18 protein-coding genes are annotated in these 16,664 nt (G+C 67.6%); 13 read left to right on the top strand and 5 right to left on the bottom strand.

The features are described 5' to 3' along the window. Positions 1–2: 2 nt before the first annotated feature. On the top strand, positions 3–428 hold the full coding sequence (locus tag AC731_RS12455; protein ID WP_048706528.1) for a CoA-binding protein: 426 nt from the start codon (positions 3–5) through the stop codon (positions 426–428). Between the two features lie 19 nt (positions 429–447). Here AC731_RS12455 and clsB read toward each other — a convergent pair whose 3' ends face one another. The 4 genes from clsB to AC731_RS12475 all read right to left on the bottom strand — a co-directional run bounded on the left by clsB (position 448) and on the right by AC731_RS12475 (position 4,036). Continuing rightward, positions 448–1,611: a cardiolipin synthase ClsB gene (gene clsB / locus AC731_RS12460; RefSeq protein ID WP_082794320.1), complete on the bottom strand. Its 1,164-nt coding sequence runs from the start codon at positions 1,609–1,611 to the stop codon at positions 448–450. Beyond that, positions 1,608–2,357: an endonuclease/exonuclease/phosphatase family protein gene (locus AC731_RS12465; protein WP_048706532.1), complete on the bottom strand. Its 750-nt coding sequence runs from the start codon at positions 2,355–2,357 to the stop codon at positions 1,608–1,610. Before AC731_RS12465 ends, clsB begins: the two co-directional genes overlap by 4 nt. Positions 2,358–2,382: 25 nt before the next feature. After that, entirely contained in the window at positions 2,383–3,483 is a 1,101-nt protein-coding gene (nadA, locus tag AC731_RS12470) for a quinolinate synthase NadA (protein WP_048706535.1), read from the bottom strand. A 100-nt stretch (positions 3,484–3,583) separates the two neighbouring features. Next, positions 3,584–4,036 (bottom strand): rhodanese-like domain-containing protein, encoded by a 453-nt coding sequence (locus tag AC731_RS12475; RefSeq protein WP_004264015.1) that lies wholly within the window; start codon positions 4,034–4,036, stop codon positions 3,584–3,586. A 62-nt stretch (positions 4,037–4,098) separates the two neighbouring features. Between AC731_RS12475 and AC731_RS12480 the strand changes: the two genes are divergently transcribed. From AC731_RS12480 to yacG, 12 genes are all read left to right on the top strand, one after another. Continuing rightward, positions 4,099–5,292, top strand: a complete 1,194-nt coding sequence (locus tag AC731_RS12480; protein WP_082794321.1) for a cation diffusion facilitator family transporter — start codon at positions 4,099–4,101, stop codon at positions 5,290–5,292. Between the two features lie 214 nt (positions 5,293–5,506). Continuing rightward, positions 5,507–6,916 (top strand): type I glutamate--ammonia ligase, encoded by a 1,410-nt coding sequence (glnA, locus tag AC731_RS12485; protein ID WP_004264013.1) that lies wholly within the window; start codon positions 5,507–5,509, stop codon positions 6,914–6,916. A 136-nt stretch (positions 6,917–7,052) separates the two neighbouring features. Next, positions 7,053–7,541 (top strand): DUF4124 domain-containing protein, encoded by a 489-nt coding sequence (locus tag AC731_RS12490; RefSeq protein WP_048706538.1) that lies wholly within the window; start codon positions 7,053–7,055, stop codon positions 7,539–7,541. Positions 7,542–7,592: 51 nt separating this feature from the next. Beyond that, positions 7,593–8,660, top strand: a complete 1,068-nt coding sequence (gene glnL / locus AC731_RS12495) for a nitrogen regulation protein NR(II) (protein WP_004292858.1) — start codon at positions 7,593–7,595, stop codon at positions 8,658–8,660. A 35-nt stretch (positions 8,661–8,695) separates the two neighbouring features. Beyond that, complete coding sequence (ntrC, locus tag AC731_RS12500) at positions 8,696–10,120, top strand: nitrogen regulation protein NR(I) (protein ID WP_048706544.1); 1,425 nt, start codon at positions 8,696–8,698, stop codon at positions 10,118–10,120. 76 nt (positions 10,121–10,196) lie between these two features. Further along, a complete protein-coding gene (locus AC731_RS12505) occupies positions 10,197–11,051 on the top strand; it encodes a biotin--[acetyl-CoA-carboxylase] ligase (protein WP_237266531.1) in 855 nt (284 codons plus the stop codon). After that, on the top strand, positions 11,048–11,782 hold the full coding sequence (locus AC731_RS12510; RefSeq protein WP_048706550.1) for a type III pantothenate kinase: 735 nt from the start codon (positions 11,048–11,050) through the stop codon (positions 11,780–11,782). Before AC731_RS12505 ends, AC731_RS12510 begins: the two co-directional genes overlap by 4 nt. Before the next feature lie 18 nt (positions 11,783–11,800). Next, entirely contained in the window at positions 11,801–13,165 is a 1,365-nt protein-coding gene (locus AC731_RS12515) for a TrpB-like pyridoxal phosphate-dependent enzyme (protein WP_048706554.1), read from the top strand. Between the two features lie 27 nt (positions 13,166–13,192). Beyond that, positions 13,193–14,020 (top strand): SPOR domain-containing protein, encoded by an 828-nt coding sequence (locus AC731_RS12520; RefSeq protein WP_048706556.1) that lies wholly within the window; start codon positions 13,193–13,195, stop codon positions 14,018–14,020. Positions 14,021–14,023: 3 nt separating this feature from the next. After that, positions 14,024–14,659, top strand: coding sequence for a dephospho-CoA kinase (gene coaE, locus AC731_RS12525; protein WP_048706560.1), 636 nt, complete (start codon positions 14,024–14,026; stop codon positions 14,657–14,659). A gap of 82 nt (positions 14,660–14,741) precedes the next feature. Continuing rightward, on the top strand, positions 14,742–15,497 hold the full coding sequence (gene zapD / locus AC731_RS12530) for a cell division protein ZapD (RefSeq protein WP_004292878.1): 756 nt from the start codon (positions 14,742–14,744) through the stop codon (positions 15,495–15,497). A 6-nt stretch (positions 15,498–15,503) separates the two neighbouring features. Then, on the top strand, positions 15,504–15,713 hold the full coding sequence (gene yacG / locus AC731_RS12535) for a DNA gyrase inhibitor YacG (RefSeq protein ID WP_048706564.1): 210 nt from the start codon (positions 15,504–15,506) through the stop codon (positions 15,711–15,713). Here the strand turns inward: yacG and AC731_RS12540 are convergent. Beyond that, positions 15,710–16,657 carry a Nudix family hydrolase gene (locus AC731_RS12540; protein ID WP_048706567.1) on the bottom strand — a complete coding sequence of 316 codons (948 nt, stop codon included), beginning with the start codon at positions 16,655–16,657 and terminating at the stop codon, positions 15,710–15,712. The two genes, yacG and AC731_RS12540, sit on opposite strands and share 4 nt — an antisense overlap. Positions 16,658–16,664 lie beyond the last annotated feature (7 nt).

Below are 16,664 nucleotides of genomic sequence, written 5' to 3' on the forward strand. Positions count from 1 at the left end.
CCATGCACATCAACGACATCAGCGCAGACCGCGCCGCCACCCGCGCCCTGTTGCAGGACACGCGGACCATCGCCATCGTCGGCCTGTCGCCCAACCCGCAGCGGCCGAGCAACGAGGTCGCGCGCTACCTGCGCGCCGCCGGCTACACGATCATCCCGGTCAATCCGGCCTGCGACCAGGTGCTTGGGGAAAAGTGCTACGCCAGCCTGCGCGAGATCCCGGGCCCGGTGGACCTGGTCGACGTGTTCCGCCGCCCCGAGGACGTGATGCCGATCGTCGACGACGCGATCGCCATCGGCGCACGCGGCCTGTGGCTGCAGCTGGGCGTGATCGCACCCGAGGCGGCACGACGCGCCGCCGACGCCGGGTTGAAAGTGGTGATGGACCGCTGCACCAAGGTCGAGCACGCCGTCCTGATCGGGCGCTGAGGGCACGCCGTCGGCAGACTCAGTGCTTGCCGCCGTAGCCGGCCAGGCCGATCGCGAGGCGAACGAGCTGGTAGGAGACCCAGTTGAGCGCGCGCTGCAGCAGCGACAGGCGCTGCCAGTCGGCCGGACGCAGTTCGGTCGCGCCGCTGCAGATGGCACGCTCGAGACTGTCTCGCAATTGCCGGGCAAAGGCGCTGTCCTCGATCACGACATTGGCCTCGCGCGCCAGCAACAGGCTGAAGGCGTCGATGTTGCTCGACCCCACTGTTGTCCAGTAACCATCCACCACCGCCACTTTGGCGTGCAGGTGGCTTCGGTGGTACTCGAACAAGCGGATGCCACGCGCGAGGAAATACGAGTAGAGCGCGCGCGTGGCATAGCGCTGCATCGGATGATCTGCCACGCCCTGCAGCAGCAGCGTGATGCGCACCCCGCGCGCAGCCGCATCGGTCAAGGCCTGGCGGAAACGCCGCCCCGGAAAGAAGTAGGCGTTGGCGATCACGATCTCGTGGCGGGCGCGACCGATCGCCGACAGATAGGCGTCCTCGATCGCGTGACGAAAGCGCAGGTTGTCGCGCACGACGAAGGCGGCGCGGATGTCACCAACGACGGCCGTCTGCGCCGGCGCGATCAAGGGCGCATGCTGGCGACGGCGAAAGCTCGCCCACACCACCAGGCGCCACAGGCGGTGCACGGAGGCGACGATCTGTTCGAGCACCGGCCCCCGCACCTGCACCGCATAGTCGAAACGCGGATGCGGTACCGCCGCGCCGTGCTCGTAGTCGTCGATGATGTTGATGCCGCCGACAAAGGCCTCCCGGCCGTCGATCACCACGACCTTCCGGTGCAGCCGGCGCAGGCGGTGGCGACGCAGCGACAGCGGCCGCAGCTCGCGCCGGTAGATCAGCACCTGCACGCCCCGCTCGATCATCCGCGGCATCAGCTGGGCCACGAAGCTGCGCCCGCCGAAGCCGTCGACCATGACGCGCACCTCGACCCCGCGCGCCGCCGCGCGCTCGAGCGCATCGGCGACGCTGCGGCCGGTCTCGTCCGGCTCGAAGATGTAGGTCTGCAGGAAGATCTCGCGCTCGGCGCCGTCGATGGCGGCACGCAGCGCCGGGAAATACTGCTCGCCATTCTCCAGCAGCGTCAGGGCATTCCCTGGCAGCGGGCTGGGAATCAAGCCAGCGGCTCCAGTTCGGCCGTCAGGGCCGCATGGTCGGAGATCTGCGCCCAGGGCGCGCCGAAATGCACCTCGGCACGTCGCACACGGAAGCCGCGCACGTAGATGCGGTCGAGTCGGAAGAAGGGCAGCGCGCTCGGATAGCTGCGTGCCGGCCGCCCGCGGCCGCTGCCGAAGGCCTCGGTGAGACCAAGGCGATGCGCAAGCAGGTTGTCGGCGCGGTTGCGCCAGTCGTTGAAGTCGCCGGCGATGATGAGCGGCGCGCCGTCGGGCGCCAGACGCTCCATGCGCTCGGCCAGTGCCTCCATCTGCCGCCGGCGGCTGCCGCCGATCAGGCCGAGATGCACGCAGACACAATGCACCGGCACATCGAAACCGGGCAGCTCGATCTCGCAATGCAGCAGGCCGCGGCGCTCGAAGCGATGGTCGGACACGTCCTGGTTGGCCTGACTGAGGATGGCGTGGCGGCTGAGGATGGCGTTGCCGTGGTGGCCGTGGTCATACACCGCATTGCCGCCATAGGCGGTCTCGTGCCAGGCCTCTTCCGCCAGGAACTCATGCTGCGGCAGCGCCGGCCAGTTCGGATGGCGGTTGGGATGCACGAGGTGCAGGCCCTGCACCTCCTGCAGGAAGACGAGGTCGGAGTCCAGCGTGCGCAGGCGATCCCGCAGTTCATGCACCACCATGCGGCGGTTGAACTGCGAGAAGCCCTTGTGGATGTTGTAGCTGCAGATCCTCAGCGTCATGGCCGCCGGGCTCCGGGGTAGCGGCTCAGGACACCGCCAGCATGCGATCGAGGGCGATGCGCGCGAGTTCGGCCTCGTGCTGCGGCACCTTGATCTGGTTGACGACATTGCCTTCGGCAAGATTCTCGAGCGTCCATGCCAGATGCTGCGGGTCGATGCGCTGCATCGTCGAGCACATGCACACCGTGGGCGCCATGAACTGCACGACCTTGCCCTGCGGCTTCATCTCTTCGGCCAGGCGACTGACGAGGTTGAGCTCGGTGCCCACCAGCCAGTGCGTGTTTGCGGGTGCGGCCGCAATCGTGTTGATGATGTATTCGGTGGAACCGACGTAGTCGGACTTCTGGCACACCTCGAGGCTGCTCTCCGGGTGCGAGATCACGAGGCCCTGCGGGTTCTTCTCGCGCCAGCGGTCGATATGCACCGGCTGGAACATCTGGTGCACCGAGCAGTGCCCCTTCCACAGCAGGATCTTGGCCTTGCGGATCTGCTCGGGCGTCAGCCCGCCGTATTCGAGATCCGGGTCCCACACCACCATCTCGTCGAGCGGGATGCCCTTCTTGTAGCCGGTCCAGCGCCCCAGGTGCTGGTCGGGGAAGAACAGCACCTTCTCGCGCTTCGAGAACGCCCAGTCGAGGATGGTCGGCGCGTTGGTCGAGGTGCACACGATGCCGCCGTGCTCACCGCAGAAGGCCTTGAGATCGGCCGCCGAGTTGATGTAGGTGACCGGCGTGATCCGTTCGTCAGGCCGGTCGAGCACTTCGGCAAGTTCGCGCCAGCAGCGCTCGACCTTGGCCAGGTTGGCCATGTCGGCCATCGAACAGCCGGCGGCGAGGTCGGGCAGGATCGCGATCTGGCTCGGATTGGAGAGGATGTCGGCGACTTCGGCCATGAAATGCACGCCGCAGAACACGATGTACTCGGCGTCGGTCTGCGAGGCCAGGCGGGCGAGCTTGAGCGAGTCACCGGTGAGGTCGGCGTGCTGGTACACGTCTGCACGCTGGTAGTGGTGGCACAGCAGCACCGCCCGTTCGCCGAGGCGGGCGCGGGCGGCACGGATGCGCTCCTGCGCCTCGTTGTCGGCGAGCACGTTGAAGCGGTCGAAGCTGATGGTGGCTACTTGCATGATGCGAATCCGGCTCCTGTGGGGCGTTACCTTCGTATGTCGGACCGGCGGGCGCCTGGAGGGGTTCCGGCGTCGCTCCGGCCCGTGTTGTCGGGATGTGTCAGCCCTGATGCCAGGGCAGACCGGCGTGACGCCAGCCGCCGATGCGGTTGCGCTGGCCGTTGGCATCCCTGTCGCCCTCGAAGCCCTCGAGGACGTTGTAGCAGTTGCTGTAGCCGGCCTCGACGGCCGCACGCGCGGCACCGTCCGAGCGCGCACCGGAGCGGCACATGAACATGACAAGCGCCTCCGGATCGACCTGATGCCTGAGCTGGCTGACGAAGTTGGCGTTGCGCTGCATGCCCGGCCAAGAGGCCCACTCGATCTCCACCGCGTCGGGCACGCGCCCGACCCAGTCGAGTTCAGCGCGGGAGCGCACGTCGACGAGCCTGGCTCCGGGTGCAAGCTGCAGCACCTGCCACGCCTCGCCGGGCGTCAGCGCGCCCTGGTAGGGCACGTCGAGATTGAGCGCACGTTGCTGCGCGAGCGCAAGCAGATCTGACAAGGTTCCCATGCGGACATCCGTCTAGAATCCAATATTGACCGAAGTATAGCGCGTCCATCCCGCCCCCCTGCATGAACGACCCCGATCTGCCCCTCTCCGCCGCCCGTCCCTCACGCGTCCAGCACACCGACGAAGCCGTTCGCGGCCGCGACATCCAGCGCGCGACCATCGTCGCCATCATCACCAACGCCACCCTGTCGGTCGCGCAGGTGGCGATCGGCTTGTTCGCGAACGCGTTCAGCCTTGTTGCGGACGCCGCCCACACCCTGTCCGACCTGGTCACCGACCTGCTCGTGCTGCTGGCGGGCCGGCGTGGCGCGGACCCGGCCGACACCAATCACCCCTACGGCCACGGCCGCATCGAGACGGCAACGACGATGCTGCTCGGTGGCGTGCTTGCCGCGGTCGGCATCGGCTTTCTGTGGAGTTCGGGCCTGCGCCTGCAGAACATGGGCGCCCAGCCTGGGCTCCACCCGGCCGCGCTGGTCATGGCGCTGCTCACGCTGGCGGCCAAGGAAGGCCTGTTCCGCTTCACGCTCGCGGCCGCGCGGCGGCTCAACGCCCCCATGCTCGAGGCCAACGCATGGCACGCCCGCTCCGACGCGGCGTCGTCGCTGGTCGTCGCCGCCGGCATCGGCGGCAGCCTGGCCGGCTACCCCTTCCTCGAGCCACTCGCGGCAGCGGTCGTCGGCTTCCTGATCCTGCACATGGGCCTTCGCCTCGCCTGGAAGGCGGTGCGCGAACTGATCGACACCGGACTGTCGGAAGAGGAGCTCGCGCGCATCCGCCAGACCATCGAGCAGACGCCCGGCGTGATCGGACTGCACGACATGCGCACGCGGCGCATGGCGGACCGCGTGCTGTGCGACGCGCATGTCCAGGTCGCACCGAGGCTCACGGTGTCGGAAGGACACCGCGTGTCCGACGCGGTCTATCTGCGCGTACGCTCGGCGCATCCGGAAGTGCAGGACGTCCTGGTCCATATCGACCCGGAGGACGACGGCGATCTGCAGACGGTACCCCCGGGGCCGCTGCCCGAACGCGACGAGGTCGTCGCGATGGTGCATGCGCTGCTCGGCACCGACGCCGTCGAGCCCAAACGCATCCAGATCCACTACCTGGGCAACCGCGTCGATGTCGAGGTGCTGCTGCCTGCCGCCCTGCCACCCGACAGCGAGTCGGCGCTCCAGCGACGGCGGCAAGCCTGGCTGGCAGAGCACGCCCACTACCGTTCGATCAGCTTCTACGGCCAGTCCGCACCATAATGGTGCATTCAACGCATCAAACGCACCATAATGGTGCGTTCGCACAACCCCAAAGGCACCGCTTTCGCACATCCCCCTTGTGGCACAATGATCTGCAGGTGAAACAAGGGCTGGCACGCTTAGTGCTTTGTCTGAACCACGAAATTCACGCACTGGTGACCGCCGGTGCAAGACCGCTCGTTACAAACACCGCCTCATCTCACCAGGAGTGAAAATGAACGCTCAAGACGTCATGAAGATGATCCAGGAAAACGAAGTCCGCTTCGTGGACCTGCGCTTCACCGATACCCGCGGCAAGGAACACCACGTCGGCCTGCCTGTTTCGGCCTTCGAGGAAGAGCACTTCGAGCACGGCCACCCGTTCGACGGTTCGTCGCTGGCCGGCTGGAAGGGCATCCAGGCTTCCGACATGATCCTGATGCCGGAACCGAGCTCCGCCTACATCGACCCCTTCTTCGACGAGACCACGCTGGTCATCACCTGCGACGTCATCGAGCCGTCCGACGGCAAGGGCTACGACCGTGATCCGCGCTCGATCGCCAAGCGCGCCGAGGCCTACCTGAAGAGCACCGGCATCGGCGACACCGCCTACTTCGGCCCGGAACCCGAGTTCTTCATCTTCGACTCGGTCGAATGGTCGGTCGACATGTCCGGCGTGTACAGCAAGATCATCTCGGAAGAGGCCGCCTGGTCCACCGCCGACAAGTTCGAAGGCGGCAACACCGGCCACCGTCCGCGCGTCAAGGGCGGCTACTTCCCGGTGCCGCCGGTCGACAGCCTCAACGACGTGCGCGCCGCCATGGTGCTCGCGCTCGAAGCCTGCGGCGTGCCGGTCGAAGTGCACCACCACGAAGTGGCCAACGCGGGCCAGTGCGAGATCGGCACCAAGTTCAGCACGCTGACCAAGCGCGCCGACTGGACCCAGGTGCTGAAGTACATCGTGCACAACGTCGCCCACCAGTACGGCAAGACCGCCACCTTCATGCCCAAGCCCATCGTCGGTGACAATGGCTCCGGCATGCACGTGCACCAGTCGATCTGGAAGGACGGCCAGAACCTGTTCGCCGGCAACGGCTACGCCGGCCTGTCGGAGACCGCGCTGTACTACATCGGCGGCATCATCAAGCACGCCCGTGCGCTGAACGCCATCACCAACCCGGGTACCAACTCGTACAAGCGTCTGGTGCCGCACTACGAAGCCCCGACCAAGCTGGCCTACTCGGCCCGCAACCGTTCGGCCTCGATCCGCATCCCCTACGTCGCCAATCCGAAGGGTCGCCGCATCGAAGCGCGCTTCCCGGACCCCCTGGCCAACCCCTACCTGTGCTTCGCCGCACTGATGATGGCGGGCCTGGACGGCATCCAGAACAAGATCCACCCGGGCGACCCGGCCGACAAGAACCTGTACGACCTGCCGCCGGAAGAGGACGCGCTGATCCCGACCGTGTGCACCAGCCTCGAACAGGCGCTGGAGTACCTGGACAAGGATCGCGAGTTCCTGACCCGTGGCGGCGTGTTTTCCAACGACTTCATCGACGCCTACATCGCGCTGAAGCAGGAAGAAGTCGACCGCATGCGCATCACCACCCACCCGGTGGAGTTCGACATGTACTACAGCCTGTAATCCCCGGATTACTGCGCTCCCAGAAAAGGACGGGCATTGCCCGTCCTTTTTTTATCGGGTCTAATCGGGCTTCATACCGTCAGGATGGCGCAGGCCGGACCTTTCCGCCTGGCGCAGCAAGCCCGCGGACACGAACATGCGACTGTTTCGAATCCTCCCCCTGATCCTGCTGTTGGGTACCGTTCTTCCTGCGCAGGCCGAGGTGTACAAATGCACCGATGCCGAAGGCCGCATCACCTACACGAATGACCGCAACGTGGCGCGCGGCTGCAAGGCACTCGATACCGACCAGACAATCTCGACCGTGCCCGCGCCGGTCCGCCGCCCGGCCGCAGGCCCCGCCGCCAGCCCCGCCGGCACGCCGTCCGGCTTCCCGCGCGTGAGCCCGGCCGACCAGCGGGCCCGGGACGACTCCCGCCGCCAGGTCCTGGAAGCCGAACTGGCCACCGAAGAGGGCGCGCTGACCGCTGCCGAGCAGGCGCTTGCCGAACAGGAGTCGGTGCGCATGGGCGACGAACGCAACTACCAGAAGGTGCTCGACCGCCTGCAGCCCTTCAAGGACAAGGTCGAACTGCACAAGCGCAACATCGAAGCCCTGCGCCGGGAGATCTCGGGTCTGAGATAAGTCGCTGGCGCGCATCTTGCATGTCATCGGGAAGACAAACAGGACGCGCCCATGCCGAAGTCTCCGCCCCCTATCGCCACAGGCCCCTTCGCAGGCCTCGAGCTGCTGTCCTCCGCCGTCGTGCTGGTGGATGGCAAGCTCGTCATCCGTTACATCAATCCGGGCGCGGAAAACCTGTTTGCCATCAGCCAGCGTAAGCTGCTGGGCTTGCCGCTGAGCCGCCTGCTCGGCGAGCCGACGGGACTCGGCGCCGCACTCGAGAACGCGCTGCATACCAACTGGAGCTACACCGGCCAGGATCTGACGATCACCCGCGGCGACGCCGACCCGATCCGGCTGGACTGCACCGTCAGCCCCGTCGACACCGCCGGCGTGCGCCTGCTGCTGGAGTTCCGCCCGATCGACGCCCAGCTGCGCGTCGCGCGCGAAGAACAACTGCTGCAGCAGCAGCAGGCCAACCGCGAGCTGATCCGTAACCTCGCGCACGAGATCAAGAATCCGCTGGGCGGCATCCGCGGCTCGGCGCAACTGTTGCAGCACGAACTGGACGACCCGCAACTGCGCGAGTTCACCGACGTCATCATCGCCGAAGCCGATCGCCTGCAGGACCTGATGAACCGGCTGCTGAGCTCGCACTGCATGATGCGTCCTGCGCCGCTGAACATCCACGACGTGCTCGAGCGCGTACGCCGGCTCATCCTGGCCGAATTCCCCGCCCTCGACATCCGCCGCGATTACGATCTCAGCCTGCCCGAACTGACCGCCGACCGCGAACAGCTGATACAAGCGATCCTCAATATCGTGCGCAACGCCGCCCAGGCGCTGGAGGGCCACGGCGAGATCCGCCTGCGCACCCGCATCGCGCGCCAGGTCACGCTGGCCAAGCGTCGCTTCAAGCTGGCACTGGACTTGCAAGTGATCGACAACGGTCCCGGCATTCCGGTGGAAATTCGCGACAAGATCTTCTATCCGCTGGTTTCGGGACGCGATGGCGGCAGCGGGCTGGGCCTGTCGCTGGCCCAGAGCTTCATTGAGCAACACCAGGGCATGATCGATGTTGACAGCCGCCCGGGGCGCACCTGTTTCACGATCCTGCTGCCGATTTCAGACCGCGCGTAAGCCACGAGCCGCGCACCATCACAGTGCATACAACAATGAATAACGTCTGGATCATCGACGATGACCGCTCCATCCGCTGGGTCCTCGAGAAGGCGCTGAGCCGCGACGACATCCCCTTCCGCAGCTTCAGCTCCGCCAGCGAGGCGCTCGAGACCCTCGAACACACGAGCCAGCCACCCGCAGTGATGCTTTCGGACATCCGCATGCCCGGCGAGTCGGGCCTCGACCTGCTGCAGAAGGTGAAGGCCGCCCATCCGCAGCTGCCCGTGATCATCATGACGGCCTACTCGGATCTGGACAGCGCCGTATCGGCCTTCCAGGGCGGGGCGTTCGAGTATCTGCCCAAGCCGTTCGACGTCGATCAGGCGGTTGCACTGGTTCGGCGCGCACTCGAACAGGGCATGCACCAGAACAGTGCAGCAGAAGAGGCGGCGCTTGCACCCGAAATCCTCGGCCAGGCGCCTGCGATGCAGGAGGTGTTCCGCGCCATCGGCCGCCTCGCCCACTCCCACGCGACCGTGCTGATCAACGGTGAGTCGGGCAGCGGCAAGGAACTCGTGGCGCGCGCCCTGCACCGCCACAGCCCGCGCCGCGACGCACCGTTCATTGCCATCAACACCGCGGCGATCCCGCGTGACCTGCTCGAATCCGAGCTGTTCGGACACGAGCGCGGCGCCTTCACCGGCGCCGCCACGCAACGCCGCGGCCGCTTCGAGCAGGCCGACGGCGGCACCCTGTTCCTCGACGAGATCGGCGACATGCCGGCCGAACTGCAGACGCGCCTGCTGCGCGTGCTGTCGGACGGCCACTTCTACCGCGTCGGCGGCCAGCAGCCGATCCGCGCCAATGTGCGCGTGATCGCAGCCACGCACCAGGATCTTGAAGAGCGCGTACGCCAGGGCCTGTTCCGCGAAGACCTGTTCCACCGCCTCAACGTCATCCGCCTGCGCCTGCCCCCGCTGCGCGAGCGGCGTGAGGACATTCCGCTGCTGGTCAGGCATTTCCTGCAGCGCAGCGCGCAGGAGCTCGGCGTGGAGCGCAAGCGCATCTCCGATGCCGCCATCGAATACCTGCAGAGCCAGCCCTTCCCCGGCAACGTGCGACAGCTCGAGAACCTGTGTCACTGGCTGACCGTGATGGCGCCCGCCCAGGTCGTGGAAGTGGCCGACCTTCCACCCGAGATGCGCGATCAGCCGGCGCGCGAGACCCCGACGAGCTGGATCGACGGCCTCGGCCAGGAAGCCGACCGCCTGATCGCAGCCAGCCCCGGCGCGGTGTTCGAGAAGCTCACGCACGACTTCGAGCGCACCCTGATCCGCCGCGCGCTGGCTGCCACCGGCGGGCGGCGGATCGAGGCAGCCCAGCTGCTGGGCATCGGCCGCAACACCATCAGCCGCAAGATCCAGGAGCTCGGCATGGAGGAAGATCGCAACGGTCATGGCGATCACGGCAGCGACTGATGCGCGGCTGATCACCTCCCCCACACGTACCACACTGTTGGCACCACACTCGTGCGGGTGCGCGGGATGACGGATAATGCGGCGGTCACCTATCACGCCACCCGACACCTTGTCCGCCACGCACGCCACAGCCGCTCTACGCTCCGCCACCATCGCCCACCTCGGTGCGCAGGCGCCGCATTTCGTGATCGACTGGGTCGAGGAGTGCGTATCGACCAATACCGCGCTGATGGAGAACACGCCGGCCGATGACGGCCGCGTGCATGTCCTGGCGGCCGAACGCCAGTCCGCCGGCCGCGGCCGTCGCGGCCGGCAGTGGCAGTCCTGGCCGGATGGCAGCCTCACCTTCTCCAGCGTCTGGCATTTCGCCCGCGGCACGCCGGCCCCCGCCGGCCTGTCGCTGGTGGCCGGCCTGGCCGTCGCACAGGCCCTCGAGCGCTTCGGCGTCGTCGGCCTGCAACTGAAATGGCCGAACGACGTGCTGGTCAATGGCGAGAAGCTGGTCGGCATCCTTGTCGAGCTGAGCACGGGCCACGCGCGCGGGCTTGCCGCGGTCATCGGCATCGGCATCAACCTGCGCCTGCCGCCGGATGTCCGCATCGAGGCCCAGACCGGCGTGACCGACCTTGCACGCGCGCTCGACGGCGACGTGCCGAGCCGGCCTGCCCTGCTCGCTGCCATCCTCGCTGAACTGGAGCGCCTCTGCGCGACCTACGCCAGCGGCGGGTTTCCCGCGCTGAAGGACGCCTGGGAGCAGCGCAACGCCTTCGCCGAGCTGCCGGTGCGGATAAGCGGAGACCACACGGCCCTGGAAGGCATCTGCGCCGGCGTGGACGACGACGGTGCCTTGCTGCTGCGTACGGACACCGGCATGCAGCGCATCCTCGCGGGCGACGTGTCGCTGCGCCCGCTCGGCGGGGAGGCACCATGATCCTGCTCGTCGATGCCGGCAATACCCGCATCAAATGGCGTCTTCTCGCCGACGACGCAGTGCAGGCAGTGCTGGACGAAGGCGCATTGGGGCATGACGGGATCGATACGATCGGCCGGCTGCGCGAGCGCCACCGCGGCCCGCTGCGTGTCGTCGGCAGCAACGTCGCCGGCACCGCCGTGGCCAAGCGGATCACTGCCGCGCTCGGTGTCGACGCCGTGGAGTGGCTGCGCCCGGCGCCGCAGGCCTGCGGCGTGCGCAACCTCTACGACCATCCGGAGCAGCTCGGCGCCGACCGCTGGGCCGCGCTCATCGGTGCGCGTCACACGCATGCGCAGGCCAGCCTCGTGGTGACCGCCGGCACGGCCACCACGGTCGACCTGCTGTCGGCCGACGGCGACTTCCTGGGCGGGCTCATCCTGCCCGGGGTCGACCTGATGCAGCAGTCGCTTGCCCGCGGCACCGCTCAGCTGCCGCTCGCCGATGGTCGCTACGTGCCGCAGCCACGCCGTACCGTCGATGCGATCCGTTCGGGCTGCCTGCATGCACAGGCCGGCGCCATCGAACGCATGTTCCGCCAGATCGCGGCCGAGCCCGGCGCCCTGTGCCTGCTCGGCGGCGGCGCGGCCGACAGCTTCGCCGCACTGCTCGACATTCCGCTGCGGCGCATCGACAACCTCGTCCTGTGCGGCCTTGCCGTCGTCGCCGGACTACATTCCGCCAACGCATAACGACACTGGAGACCCAAGATGGAAGCCACCCGCATCCTGCTCGAAGCCAGCGACATCCCGACGCACTGGTACAACATCGTCGCCGACATGCCGAATCCGCCCGCTCCGCCACTGGGCCCGGACGGCAAGCCGGCCACGCCCGAGCAGATGGGGGCGATCTTCCCCGGCGCCATCCTCGAACAGGAGATGAGCGCACAGCGCTGGATCGAGATACCGCAGGAAGTGCGCGAGATCTACCGCCTGTGGCGGCCGAGTCCGCTGGTACGCGCGGTGCGCCTGGAGCAGGCGCTGGGCACGCCGGCGAAGATCTTCTTCAAGTACGAAGGGGTATCCCCGGCCGGCTCGCACAAGCCGAACTCCGCCGTACCGCAAGCCTTCTACAACAAGCAGGCCGGCATCAAGCGCCTGACCACCGAGACCGGCGCCGGCCAGTGGGGTTCGTCGATCTCCTTCGCCGGACAGATGTTCGGATTGGACGTGCGGGTCTACATGGTCAAGGTGAGCTACGAGCAGAAACCCTACCGCCGCCTGATGATGCAGACCTGGGGCGCCGAGGTGTATCCGAGCCCGTCGCCGCTGACCGAAACCGGTCGCCGCCTGCTGGCCGAGAACCCGGACAACGAAGGTTCGCTCGGCATCGCCATCTCCGAGGCGGTCGAGGAAGCCGCCAGCCGTGCCGACACCAACTACACGCTGGGCTCGGTGCTGAACCATGTGGTGCTTCACCAGAGCATCATCGGCCTCGAGGCGAAGAAGCAGTTCGACAAGGTCGGACTCTACCCGGACGTGGTCATCGGCCCCTGCGGCGGCGGCTCGAGCTTCGCCGGCATCGCCTTCCCCTTCCTTGCCGACAAGGCCAGCGGCGACAAGCGCGCCGCGCACCTGCGCTGCATCGCGGTGGAGCCCAGCTCCTGCCCGACCCTGACCAAGGGCCAGTTCGCCTACGACTTCGGGGACGCCTCGGGCTTCACCCCGCTGATGAAGATGTACACGCTGGGCCACGACTTCATGCCCCCCGGCATCCACGCCGGCGGCCTGCGCTACCACGGCGATTCGCCGCTGGTGTCGCAGCTGTTCCACGACGGACTGATCGAGGCCCTCGCCGTGCCACAGCTCGCCACATTCGAGGCCGGCGTGCAGTTCGCCCGCGCGGAGGGCATCATTCCGGCACCCGAGTCCTGCCACGCCATCCGCGCCGCGATCGACGAAGCCCTGCGCTGCAAGGCAACCGGGGAGAGCAAGACGATCCTGTTCAACCTGACCGGACACGGCCATTTCGACATGAGCTCCTACGAGCGCTACTTCGCCGGCAAGCTCGAGAACTACGAGTACCCGGCCGAAGCCGTCGCTGCGTCGCTGGCTCACCTCCCCAAGCTCGGCTGACCCCACACGACCGGCCTATCTTTTCGAATGAGCACGACGCGCCTTCTCGTCATCGTCCTGATCCTCCTCAACGCGCTGGCTTTCGCCGGCGTGAAGGGCTGGATCGCCGGCACCGCCCCCCGCACCGAGCCCGAGCGGATCACGAACCAGCTCAATCCGGAACGGATCCGGCTGAGCGGCGGCGTCGGGCGGGAAGACGCAGACGCGACGCCGCAGATGCCCCCGTCGGCACCCGCCGAAGCCGTGGCGGCGCCGGAGCCATCGCCTCCGCCGGTCGCGGAAGCGCAGCCGACAACGGAGGAGGCCGGCAGCAGCACGGCCGGCTCGACGCCGGACAGCGATGCGCTCGTCGCCGCCGCGAGCACTGCTGCCCCGGCGACTGACGTCCCGCCCGCCCCACCGCCGCCTGCACTGGTGTGCCAGGCCTGGGCCGGACTCAGCGAGGAGGAGGCCAATGCCCTGACGCGCCGACTGCGCCGGGGCGGCTTCGAGGCTGAACGCCGCCGCAGCGAGACGCCCGCTTCGTGGTGGGTAAGGGTGCCGCCGCAAGGCAGTCGCGACCAGGCCGAACGCCGGGCGCAGGAGTTGCGCGATCTTGGCGTCAGGGATCTGTTCATCGTGCAGGAGGCCGGGCCGAGCCAATATGCGATCTCGCTGGGTCTCTTCAAGACCGAAGCGCGCGCTCAGCAACTGCTCGGTCAGTTGCGCACCCGCGGCGTGCGCAACGCCGGCGTCGAAGCCCGCATGAGCACGAGCTACCTGATCCAGGCGCGCCTGACCGACGAAAGCGTGCGCGCCGTCGAGGCCGACGTGCGCGGCATCAGCGCTCGCCGCACGGCCTGCAACGGACGCTGAAACATGCATCCCACCCCCTCCACTGCCCGGCGCCCCTTCATCGTCGGGCTGACCGGCGGCATCGGCAGCGGCAAGAGCGCTGTCGCCGACCACTTCGTCGCGCTGGGCGCCAGCCTCGTCGACACGGACGCCATCGCCCATGCCCTGACGGCCCCGAACGGGGCCGCCATGCCCGCGATCGGCGACCGCTTCGGTGAAGGGGTCGTCTCCGGCGACGGCAGCCTCGACCGTGCCGCCATGCGATCGCTGGCCTTCAGCCGGCCCGAGGCGCGCAAGCAGCTCGAAGCCATCCTGCACCCCCTGATCCGGGATGAAAGCGCACGACAGTGCCTCGCCGCACCCGGCCCCTACGTGATTCTTGCCGTCCCCCTGCTGGTCGAGTCGGGAACGTATCGCGACCGCTGCGACCGCGTGTGCGTCGTCGACTGCCCGGAGGCCCTCCAGATCGAACGCGTGAAGGCACGCAACGGACTCGACGAGGCCCAGATCCGCGCGATCATGGCAGCCCAGGCAAGCCGCGCGACGCGGCTGGCGGCCGCCGACGACGTGATCGACAATGGCGGCACCCTCGCGCACCTTCGCACCCAGGTCGAACACCTGCATCGCCAGTACATCGACCTTGCCGCAAGGCGCGTGTGAAGGACCGTTTGGCAAGACCCCTCAGGCCGCTGTGCTATTATCCCGCAACTTACGGGAGCGCAATTCTTGCGGAAAGTGTGCGGTGATTAGCTACGAATATCCTCTCAACGAGCGTATCCGCACGCTGCTGCGTCTCGAGGACTTGTTCGTCAAGCTCGCGCACTTTGCCGGCCACGACGCCCCACAGGATCACCACGTCGCGCTGCAGACCATCTTCGAGACGCTCGAGGTTGCGAGCCGTGCCGACCTCAAGGTCGATCTTGTGCAGGAACTCGAACGCCAGCGCCAGATCCTGATGTCCTTCCGCAACAACCCCGACATCTCCGAAGAGGCGCTTGCGGGCGCACTGTACGAGATCGAACAGGCGTCGACCGGCCTGCTGGCGATGGCCGGCAAGATCGGCCAGTACCTGCGCGAGAACGAGTGGCTGATGAGCATCCGCAGCCGCGCCGCGATTCCCGGCGGTGTGTGCCAGTTCGATCTGCCCTCTTACCACTACTGGCTGAACCGCGACCCCGAAGGGCGCCGGCGTGACCTCGACAGCTGGATGGCGCCGATGACGCCGATCCGCGAAGGGCTAGAGATCGTGCTGCGCCTGTTGCGCGCCAGTGGCCGCCCCGAACTGCAGGTGGCCCGCTGCGGCGCCTACCAGCTGACGATGGCCGGACGCTCAGCCCAGATGCTGCGCGTGCGCGTGCCACGCGCCGACGCCGTGGTGCCGGAAATCAGCGCCAACAAGTACGCCCTGAACATCCGCTTCATGCTGCCCGAAACGATCGCCCGCCCCCGCCTCGCCGAGCGCGACGTGCAGTTCGAGCTCACCTTCTGCAGCCTCTGAACCGTCATGAGCGATACGCCGCGCACCGTCCGCTGCCCGACCTGCGGCAAGTCCGTACCCTGGGTGGCGGAGAGTCGCTTCCGACCCTTCTGCTCCGCCCGCTGTCGCCAGATCGATCTTGGCGCCTGGGCCTCCGAAGCCTATCGCGTCCCCTCATCGCCGCCCGATGCGAACGAGGACGAAAGCTTCGCCCCGCCGGGCCAGACGCGCGACTAGGCGCCTGCCGCCCAGATGCCGCGTATGCCTGCGATGCCGTGCGCGCCGGCGTCGCGCGCTGTCTCCATATCGTCAGGCTTGAGCCCTCCCAGCGCGAGCACCGGCATCGGCAGCCCTTCCGACAAGGCCCTGAAGTCGCCCCAGCCCAGCGTCGGCTCTCCGGGATGCGAGTCCGTGGCAAGCACCGGGCTCAGCAGCGCATAGTCGAGCATCAGAGCAGCCGCGTGCTCGAGTTCCGCACGGTCATGACAGGAAGCGCCCACCCACTCGAACGCCGGGCGCTGTGACAGCGCCATCAGGCGGCGCGCCGGCAGATGCACGCCGTCCGCGCCGATCATCTGCGCCAGTTCGATGTCGTCATTGATCACGACCAGCCCACCGCGGTCACGGGTACGGGCGAGCACCTCGCGGGCGAAGCGGATGCGCGCATCTGCAGCGAGTCCGGCCTCGCGCACCTGGACCAGCCGCAATCCGGCATCCAATGCCCGATCGAGCGCCTCGAGCTGGGCGTCCACACCCATCCGGGTCGCCTCGGTGATGCCCATCGTGCGCGGCAAGCGAAGCGCCTTCAGGATCGGCCCGTTCGCAGGCAGCATCGGCTCACGCGTCGCCGCAGCCGGCTCCACCCAGTCCAGCGCACTATGGACCTTGTCGTCGAGGCTGCCTTCCCACGCACAAACCTCGAAGAAGTGCAGGCGCACATGGGCATGTTCATAGAGGTGTTCGCGACGCAGCCAGGGCCGCAGACGGGTGACGCGGATGCCCAACTCCTCGTCCAGTTCACGGCACAGGGCCTGAGACGGTGTTTCGCCCGGCTCGACCTTACCTCCCGGGAACTCCCAGTAGCCGGCATAGACCGTGTCGGGCCCGCGCTGACCAAGCAGGTAACGACCATCCGGACGCAGCAGCACCCCGGCGGCGACATCGACCAGTTTTCGCGTCATCGTCCGC

Origin of the sequence: Thauera humireducens, from assembly GCF_001051995.2 — a bacterium.
GTDB lineage: Bacteria > Pseudomonadota > Gammaproteobacteria > Burkholderiales > Rhodocyclaceae > Thauera > Thauera humireducens.